This is a genomic window from Janthinobacterium sp. GW821-FHT03C10 (assembly GCF_059420865.1).
In genome coordinates, this window is the sequence record NZ_JBWKUN010000001.1 from 992,433 (window position 1) to 1,006,930 (window position 14,498).

At 59.9% G+C, this 14,498-nt stretch carries 16 protein-coding genes; 8 read left to right on the forward strand and 8 right to left on the reverse strand.

What is annotated here, in order from left to right:
* The first annotated feature begins 3 nt into the window (after positions 1 to 3).
* Positions 4 to 330: a nuclear transport factor 2 family protein gene (locus tag AC07VH_RS04245; protein ID WP_489627050.1), complete on the forward strand. Its 327-nt coding sequence runs from the start codon at positions 4 to 6 to the stop codon at positions 328 to 330.
* Positions 331 to 345: 15 nt separating this feature from the next.
* A complete protein-coding gene (locus tag AC07VH_RS04250) occupies positions 346 to 804 on the forward strand; it encodes a nuclear transport factor 2 family protein (RefSeq protein ID WP_494803969.1) in 459 nt (152 codons plus the stop codon).
* A gap of 399 nt (positions 805 to 1,203) precedes the next feature.
* Here AC07VH_RS04250 and AC07VH_RS04255 read toward each other — a convergent pair whose 3' ends face one another.
* The 3 genes from AC07VH_RS04255 to AC07VH_RS04265 all read right to left on the reverse strand — a co-directional run bounded on the left by AC07VH_RS04255 (position 1,204) and on the right by AC07VH_RS04265 (position 5,913).
* Positions 1,204 to 3,576, reverse strand: a complete 2,373-nt coding sequence (locus tag AC07VH_RS04255) for a membrane-bound PQQ-dependent dehydrogenase, glucose/quinate/shikimate family (protein WP_494786896.1) — start codon at positions 3,574 to 3,576, stop codon at positions 1,204 to 1,206.
* 66 nt (positions 3,577 to 3,642) lie between these two features.
* Positions 3,643 to 4,881, reverse strand: coding sequence for a multidrug effflux MFS transporter (locus AC07VH_RS04260; protein WP_494786897.1), 1,239 nt, complete (start codon positions 4,879 to 4,881; stop codon positions 3,643 to 3,645).
* 126 nt (positions 4,882 to 5,007) lie between these two features.
* Positions 5,008 to 5,913: a LysR family transcriptional regulator gene (locus AC07VH_RS04265; protein WP_494786899.1), complete on the reverse strand. Its 906-nt coding sequence runs from the start codon at positions 5,911 to 5,913 to the stop codon at positions 5,008 to 5,010.
* Positions 5,914 to 6,031: 118 nt separating this feature from the next.
* Between AC07VH_RS04265 and AC07VH_RS04270 the strand changes: the two genes are divergently transcribed.
* From AC07VH_RS04270 to AC07VH_RS04285, 4 genes are read left to right on the forward strand one after another with little or no spacing between them, the layout of a single operon-like run.
* A complete protein-coding gene (locus AC07VH_RS04270) occupies positions 6,032 to 6,460 on the forward strand; it encodes a (R)-mandelonitrile lyase (protein ID WP_489627045.1) in 429 nt (142 codons plus the stop codon).
* 4 nt (positions 6,461 to 6,464) lie between these two features.
* The gene (locus AC07VH_RS04275) at positions 6,465 to 7,256 is read left to right on the forward strand and encodes a carboxymuconolactone decarboxylase family protein (protein ID WP_494786900.1); all 792 of its coding nucleotides are present in this window, start codon (positions 6,465 to 6,467) and stop codon (positions 7,254 to 7,256) included.
* Positions 7,257 to 7,271: 15 nt separating this feature from the next.
* Positions 7,272 to 7,778, forward strand: coding sequence for a (R)-mandelonitrile lyase (locus AC07VH_RS04280; protein WP_494786901.1), 507 nt, complete (start codon positions 7,272 to 7,274; stop codon positions 7,776 to 7,778).
* 21 nt (positions 7,779 to 7,799) lie between these two features.
* Positions 7,800 to 8,978: an MFS transporter gene (locus AC07VH_RS04285; RefSeq protein WP_494786902.1), complete on the forward strand. Its 1,179-nt coding sequence runs from the start codon at positions 7,800 to 7,802 to the stop codon at positions 8,976 to 8,978.
* Between the two features lie 216 nt (positions 8,979 to 9,194).
* Here AC07VH_RS04285 and AC07VH_RS04290 read toward each other — a convergent pair whose 3' ends face one another.
* Complete coding sequence (locus AC07VH_RS04290) at positions 9,195 to 9,470, reverse strand: hypothetical protein (protein WP_494786903.1); 276 nt, start codon at positions 9,468 to 9,470, stop codon at positions 9,195 to 9,197.
* Positions 9,471 to 9,553: 83 nt separating this feature from the next.
* On the opposite strand from AC07VH_RS04290, the gene AC07VH_RS04295 reads away from it, so the two are divergent.
* On the forward strand, positions 9,554 to 10,441 hold the full coding sequence (locus AC07VH_RS04295; protein ID WP_494786904.1) for a site-specific integrase: 888 nt from the start codon (positions 9,554 to 9,556) through the stop codon (positions 10,439 to 10,441).
* 53 nt (positions 10,442 to 10,494) lie between these two features.
* Here AC07VH_RS04295 and AC07VH_RS04300 read toward each other — a convergent pair whose 3' ends face one another.
* A complete protein-coding gene (locus AC07VH_RS04300; protein WP_494786905.1) occupies positions 10,495 to 10,947 on the reverse strand; it encodes a hypothetical protein in 453 nt (150 codons plus the stop codon).
* A gap of 244 nt (positions 10,948 to 11,191) precedes the next feature.
* Positions 11,192 to 11,911, reverse strand: a complete 720-nt coding sequence (locus tag AC07VH_RS04305) for a helix-turn-helix transcriptional regulator (protein ID WP_475417938.1) — start codon at positions 11,909 to 11,911, stop codon at positions 11,192 to 11,194.
* A 175-nt stretch (positions 11,912 to 12,086) separates the two neighbouring features.
* Here AC07VH_RS04305 and AC07VH_RS04310 point away from each other — a divergent pair, with 175 nt between their 5' ends.
* Positions 12,087 to 13,031, forward strand: coding sequence for an alpha/beta fold hydrolase (locus AC07VH_RS04310; RefSeq protein ID WP_494786906.1), 945 nt, complete (start codon positions 12,087 to 12,089; stop codon positions 13,029 to 13,031).
* A gap of 312 nt (positions 13,032 to 13,343) precedes the next feature.
* Here AC07VH_RS04310 and AC07VH_RS04315 read toward each other — a convergent pair whose 3' ends face one another.
* Positions 13,344 to 13,754 (reverse strand): hypothetical protein, encoded by a 411-nt coding sequence (locus AC07VH_RS04315; protein WP_494786907.1) that lies wholly within the window; start codon positions 13,752 to 13,754, stop codon positions 13,344 to 13,346.
* Positions 13,755 to 13,818: 64 nt separating this feature from the next.
* On the reverse strand, positions 13,819 to 14,334 hold the full coding sequence (locus AC07VH_RS04320; protein ID WP_494786908.1) for a hypothetical protein: 516 nt from the start codon (positions 14,332 to 14,334) through the stop codon (positions 13,819 to 13,821).
* Positions 14,335 to 14,498: the final 164 nt, after the last annotated feature.

Genomic DNA, 14,498 nt, shown 5'->3' on the forward strand with positions numbered 1-14,498 from the left:
TCCATGGAAAAGCTAATTAATCAATTTATACGACTCGCCAATGCCTTTGACGTCGAAGGAACGTTGGCTCTCTTCACGTCCGATGCGGTCATCGAAGACGTTTCGGTTGGCAATGTTTTCGCCGGCATCGAAGGTATTCGTCGCTACCTCGAACAATTCTTCGTCGGTTATAACACTGCGAGCAAGTTGTTGTCGCTAGAGCAACCACACAACCTGGTGGCGCTTGTTCGCGTTGACTTCACCGGCACCTTTGGCCACGAGATTGGGTCTCTCCGAATCCAGGCCAACGCCGCCGGTCTGATCGAACACATCGACGCCGATCTCGAGTAACCATTAGAGAAAACAATGATAGGTGCCTTCAAGGGTGCCGATGCCGGGACTGGCTGCATTTCGCAAGCCGCCGGTTCAGCAAAGGAATTACTTATGACCATGTCACCATCACTTGCCAACGAGGTCGCAGACCGGCTTGCGGTAGTCGATACTCTGTACCGCTTCGCCGCTGGCATCGACCTTCGAGACAAGAACCTTCTATCGTCCGCACTGGCAGAAAATGCCATGTCGGACTTTCGCCCAGCTGCCGCCAAGGCCGGGTTTGAATATCCGGTGATCGAGGGTAGAGACTATATCGTTGCTGCCCTCACCGCCTCTCTCGCGACGTTGGATACGACTCACTCCGTGACCAACCCACGTGTCACCATCGACGGCGACACAGCGCGACTGGATGGGCTCGTAGAGGCCCACTATGACGGCACAGTTGGTTACGATAAACCACTACAGGGAGTGGCACGCAAGCACACACATTGATTCCAGCAGGGGGGACAGATGCGCTCGTATCTGTTTCTAACGACGCCATCAATTCGGCACTTGAATGGCTTGGTGTTTGGCCTCTCGATGGCAAAGACCGGTTTGATACAGTTGGGCTTGGCAAGCATCGAGAAACCGATTCATGGGTGGTCGGCACCACCCCCTAACGTCCGCTTCGGGGCGGAAGCAGACAGTACCATTGAATCGCTGCCAGTAGCTTAGACTCTTCTGATCCGTGGTTCTCGGTATAGTGGTCAGCACATCATCTGCTCGAGCACTGGCTGATATCTGGGATGTATGACGCTGGCGGTGAACTGGAACTGGCGATCACGGGCGGCCCGACGTGGAACTTGGCAGCACTTGCCGCACTATCATGTCGATGCCAGGCGCCAAACGGAGCTAGCGTGGTAGCGCATAGGCGACGATATAGTCGCCCTTCTGCGTAGTCGCGGAGTTTCCACCTGCACTGATGGCGACGAACTGGCGACCGCTACGCGGTGACAGGTAGGTCATCGGCGTCGCCTCCGCGCCTACCGGTAATTGCACGCTCCAGCGCTCCGCCCCTGTGCGCACGTCGAAAGCACGCAGCCGGAAATCCTGGCTTGCACCGATGAATACCAGACCTGAGGAAGTCGTCAATGGTCCGCCGCGCGTGGGCATGCCGATCGGGATCGGCATGCGGGTGGCGATGCCCAAGGGGCCGGTTTCCTGCGTGGTGCCTAACGGGACCGACCAGACGATCTGGCGCGTTGTCAGGTCGATCGCTGTGAGCGTGCCGTATGGCGGCTGCTGACAGGGAATGCCCAGCGGCGACAGGAACCGTCGCTGCTCGACGCCCCACGGCGTACCCGCCTGGGGCGCACTGCCCTCGTGCCCGCCATCGGCCTGCACCTTGCGGTCATAGTCTTCACGCCGTACCAGCTTGTTGGTCACGGCAACGCGGGTATCGTTGACGATCAGGTAGCCCAGGTTTTCGGCAATGCTGACGGAACCCCAGTTCATGCCGCCCAGCCAGCTTGGATACTGGATGGTCTGGCGTTCGCCAGGCGGCGTGAAGATGCCTTCGTAGCGCGACTGGAGAAACGCCACGCGGCACGCCAGTTGGTCGACCAAGGTCAGTCCCCACATGCGCGCTTCGCTGAGCGGCTCGGTGCCGATGGACGGCATGCCCACCGAAAACGGCTGGGTGGGCGCAAGCCGGTCGTCGGCCATGCCGCCCTGCGGTACGGGGCGCTCCTCGACAGTTGCGACTGGCTTGCCGTTGCGGCGGTCGAGCATGAAAATTTCGCCGCGCTTGGTGGTCTGGATCAGGGCCGGGATGACGCCGCCGTGGCCGTCGGCGACATCGTACAGCGCCGGCTGTGATGGCACGTCATAGTCCCACAAGTCATGGTGTACGGTCTGAAATCTCCAGCGCTCCCGGCCCGTCGCAATGTCCAGCGCGACGACCGAGGACGAATAGCGGTCGCTGGCCGCGCTGCGATGACCGCCCCAGAAATCGGGCGTCGAATTGCCGGTCGGCAGATAGATCAGACCCAGCTTCTCGTCAAACGAGGGGATCGACCAGACATTCGGCGTGCCCGGTGTGTACGAGCCGCCTTCCGGCGGCAGTCGGGTGATGGCCGGATTGCCCAGGTCCCAGGCCCAGGCCAGGGCGCCGCTGCGTACGTCGAACGCGCGCACCACGCCAGACGGTTCGCCCACCTTCTGGTTGTCCCACACCAGCCCGCCAACGACGATCAGATCACGCACCACGGTTGGCGCGGCAGTGGGAAAATACAGCTCGGGATTCGGATTTTGCATGCCCGGGCGCAGGCTGACCACGCCATGCTCGCCGAAATCCTCGCAAGGTTTGCCGCTCGCGGCGTCGACCGCGACCATGCGCGCATCGACCGTGGTGGCAATGATGCGGCGCGTGCATGCCGGCGCCGACGCGGCCGCAGGTGCCCTGCCATCGGCGCCGGCATCGTGATACGCCACGCCGCGGCAGCGCGGATAGACCTTATTCGGCGCGGCATGGGAATCGAAGCGCCAGCGCTCTTTGCCCGTCTCGGCATCCAGGGCGAAGATTTTGCTCGACTGGGTGCAGCCATACAGGGTGCCGTCGATGTGCAGGGGCGTCACCACGTGCGCCGCGCTGCCGCTGGGAATCTCGCCCGTGCGGTAGGTCCAGGCGACTGTCAGGCTGGCAACGTTGGCGGGCGTGATCTGCTCAAGCGGCGCGTGCCGGGTGCCGGATGCGGTACGTCCGAAGTACGGCCAGCTTGCCGCCGTGACCGTGCCGACAGCCATGCCCGCCACCGGTGCCGGTGTCAACTGTACCGTGGCAAGAGGACGCGGCTGCAAGCTGGCATAAAAAGTCAGGCCCAGCGCAATTGCCAGGGCTGCGGCCAACAGCTGGGCCGGGCGGCGCCGGAACGCGTCACCGCCCCGATGGAAGGCCGGCATGAGCAGCAATAGCAGCAGAGCCAGCACCGCCATGGCGAACAGGCGCGAAAACAGGGGCCAGAAAGCGAACCCTGCTTCCCACAGCGACCAAGCGACCGTGATGGCGAACACGGCAAGGTACAGCGCAGCTCCCAGCGGGCTCCGCCGAACAATGAGCCAGCCGGCCAACGCCAGTGCCAGCCCCGCCGGGGCGAAGAACCAGGAACCGCCGAGCGCTATGAGATACACCCCGCCGGCCAGCATGGCGAACCCGTACAGCAGGATCAGCAGGCCCAGCAAAATCAACGCTGGCACGGCTGCTTTCATGGTTTTTTCAGTCGACATGTATATTCTCCGCTTCATTCATGGGATTGTTTTCCGGCCGCCCGCATGGGCCGCGCCACCTCACCGCTACTGCACTGGCGATGTAATCGCGTGCCGCTTCCCTGCCCGGCCAGACAGAAACAGCCACGCGCACAGCATGCTGGCGACGCACATCCAGGCGATGACGTTCAAGGTCGAGCGGGCGCCTGCGAACGTGCCCACCAGTACGGAGCCAACCATGCCGGTGCCGTACTGCACGCTGCCAAGCAGCGCCGAGACGGCACCAGCGCCCTCGTCGAAATGGTTCAAGGCGCCGGCAATGGCATTGGCGCTAATGAAACCGTTCGCCGCCACCACAAAAACCAGGGGAATGGCGACGCCGCCCAAGTCGCCCCAGCCTTCGAATGCGTCGAGCGCGGCAACGGCGCCTGCCAGGGCCGCCATGCCGGTCCCGAAACGTATCAGCGCGTCGGCGGAAAAGCGTTTCAGGAGCTGCACGTTGATCTGGTTGGCCAGCATGATCCCCGACACGCCTGCAGTGAAGAGCATGCCGTACCATTGTGGCGATACATGAAAATAGGCAATGTAGAGGAACGGCGAACCTGCCACGTAGGCGAAGCAGGCGCCGAAATAGCATCCGGCAACGCCGGCATAGCCAAGCAAGGCGCGATGGCGCAGTAATTGGCCATAGGCGCCCAACGCTGCCGATAGCGGTGCGCAAGTGCGCCGCGCCGGGGGCAACGTTTCCGGCAACCATGACAGTGCCGCCAGAGTGGCGCCGCCGAGCGCCGCCAGCGTCCAGAAAATCGCCCGCCACGACGCCACGTGCAGGATCAGGCCGCCTACGCTGGGGCCGAGCAGCGGCGCCACCGCCATCACCGTCATCAGGGTCGACATCAACCGCGCCGCGCGCGGGCCCCGGTACAAGTCGCGCACCATGGCCCGGGCGATGACCACGCTGGCGCTGGCACCGGCGGCCTGCACTGCGCGCCAGCAGACCAGCGCGCCCACCGAACCCGACATGGCACAACCCGCGCAGCCAAGGATAAACACCAGCAGGCCGCCAGCGACCGGCAGGCGCCGGCCATGGCGGTCGGACAGCGGCCCCCATGCCAGCTGACCCAGGGTGAAGCCGGCCAGGTAGGCGGCAATGCTCCACTCCATGTGCCCGGCATCGGTACCCAGCGCCTCGGCCATGGACGGCATCGCCGGCAGATACAGGTCCGTCGAGATCGACGCAAACGCCATCAGGACGCCGAGTATCGCCACCGTGCGCAGCGACTGCGGACCGCTCGCTACCCTCCAGTGTTGCGTTGCCCCCGCCATGTCATTTCCCCCTGACTGTCATCAGCGGACGATGTTAGTCAGGTCCTGAACATTGATCAATTCGGGTAAAGCGCATGCACTTATGAAAATGACTCATGAAACGAGCTGCCAGGCGGATCCAGGCCCTTACGTTTGCTCAGGACGGTAGCGCAAGGCCTCGACCACCAGTTGCATTGCCCGCGACGATTGCCGGCGGCTGGCGTAATACACGTGCAGGCCCGGCACGCGCGGATACCAGTCCTCCATGACGCGGCGCAGGCGGCCGGTCGCCACGTACGGCTCGGCGAGGTCCGTCGGCACGTAGGCAAGGCCCATGCCGGCCAGGGCCGCATCGAGGATCTCATAGGCGCCATTGAATGCGTACTGCCCCTCGACCCTGACCTGGATGGCGCGCTCGTCTTTTTCCAGTTCCCAGACATAAAACGCATCATGCGTCGGCAGGCGCAGATTGATGCAGTTGTGCATCATCAGGTCCTGTGGCGTCATCGGCGCTTGCCGTCCGTCCAGATAAGTGGGCGCGCCGACGATCGCCATCTGCAGGTCAGGACCGATGCGTGCTGCGATCATGTCCTTGGCCACCTGGTCGCCATGGCGCACGCCGATGTCATAGCGTTCGGCAACAATGTCAGCCAGGCCGTAGTCGTTAATGATCTCTACCCGGATTTGTGGATAGTCACGCAGGACGGGTGCCAGGCGCGGCAGCAGGATGGTGCGGGTGGCGTAATCGGTCGAGGTGATGCGGATGCTGCCGGCCGCCTTGTCGCGAAACTCGGCCACCGCAGCCAGTTCTGCCTCGATGTCGTCGAAGTGCGACGGCACGCTTTGCAGCAAGCGCTCGCCTGCCTCGGTGGCCGAAACGCTGCGCGTGGTTCGTGTCAGCAGGCGTACGCCGAGCCGCGCCTCAAGGGCACGCACGCTGTGGCTCAGGGCAGACTGCGAGACGCCCAGCTGCGCCGCAGCGCGCGTAAAGCTGTGCTCGCGCGCCACCGCAATAAAGAAAAGCAGATCGTTGAAATTGTTTGTGCGCGCCATTTATGATTCATTTTCATAAGTATTTGCCGATTATAGCCACTAGTCGCATCAGCGCCTTGTCCCTATAGTAAATAAGACATAGCGGCGGTTTCGCCGACTCATTTATAGAGGACACTCCATGGAACTGAAACGTGCAGCAACGCTTCTCACGGTCGCGGGTCCCGAGGCCTGTTTTACTGGCCAGGTACGTGTACAAATGCTGAGTAACCCGGCGGCGCCCGCCCGTACCTCGTGCGGCAATGTGACCTTCGAGCCTGGCGCCCGCTCTGCGTGGCATACCCATCCGCTGGGCCAGACGCTGATCGTTACGGCCGGTTGCGGCTGGACCCAGTGCGAAGGCGGGCCGATCGTGCAGATCCAGGCTGGCGACGTGGTCTGGTGTCCGCCTGGCCACAAGCACTGGCATGGCGCCACGCCGACCACGCCCATGACGCATATCGCGGTGCAGGAAGCACTCGACGGCGTAGCGGTGGTCTGGCTGGAGAAAGTCACGGACGCGGAATATGCCGTCGGCCTGCCTGTCGAGTGCGCCGACCATGCCCGCTAATCGCATGATGATATCCTACGCAACACCTGCCATCGCGGCCTGTCTGAGCCTGGGTGCCTGCGCCCCCATGCCGCAGCACACAACGGCGTTTGGCGCCCGGCACGCGACCACGCTGGAGGACATGCAGGCAGTGTCGCCGGGCCTGGCCCGCTACACCACGGACACCGTGCATGGTGGGCTATGGGCGCGCCCGCAGTTGTCGCCACGGGACCGCAGCGTCGTCACGCTGGCCGTGCTGATTGCCCGCAACCAGTCCATCGACTTGCCCTATCAGCTGGACCTGGCGCTCGACAATGGTGTCACGCCAGGCGAAGTCTCCGAAATCATCACCCATCTGGCCTTTTACTGCGGCTGGGGCAATGCCACAGCCGCCGTGACGGCGGCCAGCCAAGTGTTCGCACAGCGCGGCGTCGGGCCGGCGCAACTGCCGCCGGCTCGGCCTGAACTACTGCCGCTCGACCTGGAAAGCGAGGCGCAGCGCGAGGCCGCCGTGCTGCAGAGCGTCGGTGCCACGGCGCCGGGCGTGGTGGAATACACCACCGACGTGTTATTCCACGACCTGTGGCGGCGTCCAGGCCTGGCGCCGCGCGACCGCAGCCTGGTGACGGTCAGCGCGCTGGTCGCCAACGGTCAGGTGGCGCAATTGAGCTACCACCTGAACCGCGCGTTGGATAACGGCTTGACGCAAGAGCAGGCGTCAGAGGCGATGACCCAGATGGCGTTCTACGCTGGCTGGCCCAGCGTCTTTTCGGCACTGCCCGCCGTCAAGCAAGTGTTCGCGCAGTATCCCCATTAACAGAAAGGAAAGCGCATGCCATTTCACCTCCCCGCCAGTGTCGCCCTGCTTGTCTCCGCCTTGCTGTACGCGCCACTCGCCGCCAGCGCGCAAGCGCTGCAGCAGGAGATTTCACCAGCAGCAACGCGTCCGACCATCGACGCGCCGGCACGCTTTTTTACGGGCCGGGTGCGCATCACGCCCCTGTTTGAGCCGACCCGAGAGGCACCGCTCACCGGCGGTTTCGTCACATTCGAGCCGGGCGCGCGGTCGGCCTGGCATACCCACCCCACCGGCCAGCGCCTGGTGATCGTGGCCGGCACCGCCCGGACCCAAGCGTGGGGCGGACCGGTGATCGAGCTGCGGCCCGGTGACGTGCTGTGGTGCGCTCCCGGCGTCAAGCACTGGCACGGCGCCACGCCATCGGCGCCCATGACCCATCTGGCGCTGACCGGCACTGTCGATGGCAACAACGTCGTCTGGATGGAGCAGGTCAGCGACGCACAGTACGGTGCCAGCATGCCGCAGGTAGGCCGATATTAATTCTTACATGATATGTGAACTATGGAAAATCAAAACAAGGCGCTGGTCTGGAAACTCAGCTTTGGTATTTTTGGCATCCTTACCACGGAACTGGGCGTAGTCGGCATCCTGCCGCTGATCGCGGACACCTTTCACGTCAGCGTGACGCAGGCGGGATGGCTGGTGAGTATCTTCGCGCTGGGCGTGGCGCTGGCGGGACCGGTCATGCCGCTGCTGTTCTCCGGCGTCAACCGGAAAACAGCCATGTTAGGGGTGCAAGGTATTTTCGTACTCAGCAACCTGGTCTGCATGGTGACAGACAATTTCACCGTGCTGCTTCTGGCGCGCCTGATTCCCGCGCTATGCCACCCCGTCTATTGCACTCTGGCCTTCACCATCGCTGCAGAAACCGCAGGCCCGCGTGACGCTTCCAAGGCTGTGGCCAGGATCATGATGGGTGTCTCGGCTGGCATGGTATTCGGGGTGCCGATAAGCAGCTTGATCGCAGGCGCGACCTCGTTTTCCGCCGTCATGCTATTCTTCGCCGCCGTCAATGCGGTCGCTTTCATGCTCACCCTGCTGGCCATGCCGTCGATGCCGGTGGGCTCCAGGGTTGCCTACGGCACGCAGCTGAGCCTGCTGCGTAGCGGCCTGACGTGGATTTCCCTGGCTACCGTGGCCTTGATCGCTGCCTCGATGGCCAGCGTGTACAGCTACGTGGCCGACTATCTGAAAAACGTCGCGCAGCTGGCGCCACACACGCTGAGCCTCACCCTGCTGCTGTTCGGCCTGGCCAGCATCTGCGGCAATCCTGTGGCGGGCCGGCTACTGAGCACGAACCCGCTGCGGGCCGTGTTTCTCTTCCCGTTCGTGCTGGGCGTCATCTATATCTCCCTGTATTTCGTCGGAGCCTCCACCTTGACGATGCTCGTGTTGGCCTGCCTCTGGGGGCTGGTCTACGGCGCCGGGAACAATTTCCAGCAATACTGGATCGCCTCGGCTCTACCCGACAGCCCCGAACTGGCGACGGGCCTGTTTCTGTCCTTCGGCAATATCGGGATCACTCTGGGTACCACGATCGGCGGCATGTTCATTGCTGGCATGGGTATCCGGTCGATCATCTTGGGTGGCCTGGTCTTCCTGGCGCTGACCTTCGCGTCCATCCTTATCCGCAACTTGATGCTGAGGCAGATCCCAGCGCCGGTGCTTGCCGCGAAATAAGCCACAACGTGCTGGTCACCAAAGGCCGCGTGCCGAATAGCCCCGATTCAATGACTGCGACTGCGGCCTGCCGCGCTACCACTTGCAGCGAGCGCTCGACGCCTCGCGCTCTGCCGGCTAGGCCTCAGTTCGAGCTGTGCTGTATTTGGCGGCGCTGGTAGCGATGATCTTGCCGCGGCATAACCGGTACAGCCTATCGGCAATAATGTCTTTGCCTTAGTGTTGACCACCCGCTGCCACATTTTTAGCACGGGCCAAGTCAACAGAGCGTCCCAGGCAGACTCCACCAAACAGGCAATAGGTGAACGCCTCGGAATTTTCCCGTGCTTCCTTAGCACTGTCGAAGAAACGATTACCTAATTCTTTCCAAGCATCACTTTCAGTGGGAGCTGAAAGTGCATTCAGGGCATTAACAACTTCTTCGAGCACTCTTTGGGTGCGGGTATCGACGTGCCCGAATGGCGAACGCAGTACCCGCAAATACGCTTCCAAAGCTCCGCGCATTCCTCTTGAATCAACAGAATGGTGAGTACACCATGTTATGTAGCCCAGTGGGCATTTTCGAGGACATCACCATGAACTACCCAGCTCCCACCCATTTGATCGTCACGCGTGATTACGGCGAAACCAACAGGAAGTTGCTGGCCAAGGAGGCCGCCGCCGATCTGACACGCGTCGAATCAGCGAGCCGCAAGGTCAATATCACGCTCGCAAGTCCAGAAGGCAAGCGTTTGTACTTGCGCTGCTTCTACGTATCCCAAGCGAATTTCCATTTTATTTCCGTCTTTGCCAGGATGAAATTACCAGCCGAGGATGTCGATCAAGTGGAGCAGGAATTGCGCACCATGCTTGACGCGCGCATTGTCCTTGCCAACCAGCGGATCGTCGCCTTCGAGAAACTGTGCCATCAACATGGCATTGCCTTCTGCACCGGCATGCGCCCATCCGAATACATCGCGCTGCAATGGGCGGCCGTGGACGAGCCGCACCACCAGGTCAGCGTGGCCGGCGCATTCGTCGACGGAGAAATGAAGGATCGTGCCAAGACGCTAAGCGGCTTGCGCACGATCGACATGCGCTGCGGCGCACTTGACGCGCTGCAGGCACAGCGTGCCCTAACGGGCGCTGGCGCCGGGACGGTATTCCTGCACCCGCGCAGCAGAAAGCCGTGGCAGGGAGACAAGCCCATCTACAATTGCTGGAAACGCATCATAAAGGCCAGCGGTGTACGCTTCCGCAATCCCTACCAGACGCGCCACACTTTCGCCTCCAACCTGCTCATGCTCGGCGCGCTGCCGCTGTACGTCGCTACGCAAATGGGCCATGCAGACACGACCATGATCGTGCGTACCTATGGCAAATGGATAGCCGCGGGGCTAGACCATGGACGCAGGGAACGGCTGCTGAGCCTGTATGCACAGACGAATCCGCTGCGGGCAGATGAATTCCCGAAATACAATTAAAAATACCCAACAGCCCCTCCCTCCGTATGGCCGCTATCGCCCCGAAGCGGACGTTAGGGGGTGGTGCCGACCACCCATGAATCGGTTTCTCGATGCTTGCCAAGCCCAACTGTATCAAACCGGTCTTTGCCATCGAGAGGCCAAACACCAAGCCATTCAAGTGCCGAATTGATGGCGTCGTTAGAAACAGATACGAGCGCATCTGTCCCCCCTGCTGGAATCAATGTGTGTGCTTGCGTGCCACTCCCGCCGAAAATCTCTGCCTCCACATAAGCAACTGGTCCGTGAACACTAAGCGCTGAACATAGGCCACGTAGGGCTGGCGGTAGCTCCTCGATGCCTTCATCTGTCAGCGGTAAAAAAGGGAGACCCAGGAGCTTTCTTGCCGTACTCCCAAGGGCAATCATTTCTATGCCCCCATCGAGCTGGAGCACTTCCATTCCATTGGCCAGCTCCGCGGCAAAAGTCCCTTGTGCAGCAAGGATGGCTTGAATCGAATAACTCATACGTGTGGCGATTAGGTTTTAGATTGTTGACATTGATACGTCTGCTTTTGGCCGAACCCGGCCGTTCTGTCCAGCATAGCAGGTTGTCAGATGGAAAATATAGCGCCCCCTCAAGACAGGATGGATTCGCCGCCGAAAGCCGCTTGTCTGCGTGGCCAATGGCAGCGTGCAAATGGTCAATCGGAAGCTGGCAGGTGACGATGGTCGAGCGGCTACCGTGGCTCTAGCGGCTGTCAGAACTACGTCAACGAGGTAAATCACGGATCGGGGAGACGCTATCCCCGAATAGCACACGCCGCCGGCGAAACGGTGCGCCCTGGATGCATTCCGGTCTGCTGATCCGGTCCATTCGAAAATGACGGAAGTCCTCGCGCGCAGGATCCCAGGCCACTAAATACCAGAGCGGTGGCAAGATGAGCATGGCTTGCGGTTCAACAACTCGATTGGTTACGCCCCCTTTTGCGTCACTATATTGGAAACCCAGGTGCAGCCGCTGGAGAAAAGCTTGCTCGAATGCGGGCAGCAAGGTCGGCTCCATCGCTTTCATATCTGATATATCCACCAGTGGTGAAAGCTGCCCGACATACAGGCAGTCCAGAAACCGGCGCAGGTCGTGCACCTTGTCGGGCGGCAGGGCCTGCTCAATCTTGGCCAGCCCGGCATCTGCAAGACCTGAAAACGGTATATTCATGGCTGCCCGCATTGATGCAACGCTGACAAGCAGCGCAAAGACCTCGGCGACCGAGAGACGCGGCGTGGTCTGAACCGATTGCAAATTAAGTTGCAGGCCACCGCCGCGACCCGGTTCGGAATAAATGACAAAGCCCTCATCGCGCAGCGCGCTGATGTCACGCAACACCGTCCGCCTGGATACGCCAATCTCCTCCGCCAGTGCTCCGACTGTCGAAGTGCTGTTGCGGCGAAGGCTGCGTACGATGGCGTCATGTCGAAGGCGAAGATTCATGTCTCATCCTACCCTTAAATGGTGCCAGTATTTGGCACCATTGGATTTTAATATATCAGTGTTGCCGTCGAAACTGCCGTGCACACCCATTAAACCCGAGGACAGGAAAGAGCGGGCACTCCACAACGGAATGAGTCGCTTGATCACCCGGGACGACCAAATAAAGGAAATACTAATGTCAACCACAACCCATTTTCCCAAGCCTACGTTTGTTCCAATCAACGGCGTGGTACTGGAAGTCTTTGAAGCAGGCCGACAAAATGGCGGAAATCCAATCGTACTCTGTCACGGCTGGCCTGAGCACGCCTTTACCTGGCGCAATCAGATTCCCGCCCTTGTCGCGGCGGGCTACCATGTCATCATCCCCAACCAGCGGGGCTACGGCAATTCGTCCCATCCGGCCGAAGTGACGGACTATGACATTCGAAATCTGTCGGGCGATCTTGTCGCTCTTCTCGATCACTACGGATACCAGGATGCGACCTTCGTCGGTCATGACTGGGGTGCAATGGTCGTTTGGGGGCTGACCCTGCTCTATCCGGACCGCGTAAACAAAGTGATAAATCTAAGCCTGCCTTACCAGGAGCGTGGCGCAAGCCCCTGGATCGAAGTCCTTGAGCAAATCTTGGGCAGCGACTATTACTTTGTCCATTTCAATCGAAAGCCGGGTGTCGCGGACGCCATATTGGACGACAATACCTTCCGGTTCCTGCGCAACCTGTACCGGAAAAACGTGCCACTCAAGGAACCCGAGCCGGGCATGGCAATGATCAATCTGGCCAGAGCAGAAACTCCACTCGGCGAGCCTTTGATGAGCGACAGCGAATTAGCCGTTTTCGTCTCGGCCTTCGAAAAAACTGGGTTCACGGGCAGTATTAACTGGTACAGGAATCTCGACCGCAACTGGCACCTATTGGCGGATGTGGACCCTGTCATCCATCAACCTACGCTCATGATTTATGGGGACCGTGATGTGGTTCTCAAATCAGAAAGACTGGCAAAGTTCGTGCCCAATGTGGACGTGATCAGTTTGGATTGCGGTCACTGGATCCAGCAGGAAAAGCCGGAAGAAACCAACCAGGCGATATTGAATTGGCTGGCACGGCAGAGCTCAATCTGATCGTAGGGCCGGTTCAAGGGCATGTACGCTCTCCGGCCCGGCCGGAGGGCAGGATGGCACGCCGAAAGCTATCAGTGAGTGGTACGCCTTCAAGCGCATGAATTCTATTTCTGAGGAAATCTACGAACACAGCACGAGTCAAACTACCTGCGGCGTAAGCCTCTAGCGAGTTCTCCAGCCGCTCAAGAATCGAAAGATTCGACACGAAATGTCCTTCAATCGCCTGCTGGCGTAAATTACGTTTGACCGTCCGCTTCTGGCCGGTTGCTGTCGTTGGCAGGTTAGGCCCCGAAGCAGCCCTTCCCCGATAAATTATTCATCGACCCAGCAAACACCCGGAAATCGTTCGCCAGTCGCAAGCCAATGATTCAACGCTTCGATAGCCGAAGCGCGCGGAATCGTAGAGTTTTCGTCCACGTCGAACGTATCGCCGTCTTCAATAAACTGAACTGTTGTACCGGATACTGTCGCTTGTAGCCTAGCCGCGTGGAATCCTCGATGCTCACGTATACGTACGTATGCCAGCCCAATCGCATTCAGGAAAATGATGAAATTTCCGTAGTCCGCGTTATGCTTTAGATGGCTCACGATGAGTACGGAATTGGGCACAAGCGACTTCGCAACGAAGGTCCGAACCTCCGCAACTGATGGCACTACGATTTCAGTCTGACCTGAGGCGCCGCTATCAACGGTCAGTTCAACTCTATAGGTAAATGACTGCATCTTTTTGTGAGAAGAAGGTGCTATTGCGTTCAAAGTCGTAATGTCTGCTTCTGGCCGGCTGGAGTCACTCAGCTGATGTCATTGGGGCTTCGCGGAGTATGAACCTGCTCGCCATCTGGTTCCAGCTAGCAGCCCGCCCTTGAAGAAATAACAGCTGTCCATACTCATCCATATTTGAATCTCGGTGAGTTAAGCGTAGCCATTTCTCATAAAATACGTCAAAGTCTTCCTGAGTCATTTGAGGTAAAAACTTATCGGAATAATCAAAGAGGGCAAGGAACTCAGTGTTAGGCCGCAACGATATTGAGCGCAATGGTTCAATGCCGAGCAAACCCATCAGCAACTCCAATTCTTCGTCACCGGCGAGCGTAACCGAGAAAAGCTCGGCACAGGCCGCCGCCATTAAGGCTTCAATCGACAAAGACGCTATGGCACTTGGTTCGTTTGACGATGCGAATAGATAGCTTTGAATTCTCGCCTCCACTAAAGTTGAGATGATATTGACGTCCAGTAGTCCGTCTGCTTCTGGCCGGTTGCCGCCGTTGCCAGGTTCCGCTTGAGGAAATTCACCCCGCTGCAAGCACTATAAATCTTAGAGGCCCATAACAGCCTCGAAGAGATGACGAACCCAATTTCTAAACGCGAGGCGTTTGGACTCTCGTTGCCTCAGCCGATGCATCAACAACGACGTTGCATACAAGGCGATCATAACGGCGCACGCTGCACTGATGATGGCTGTTAAGA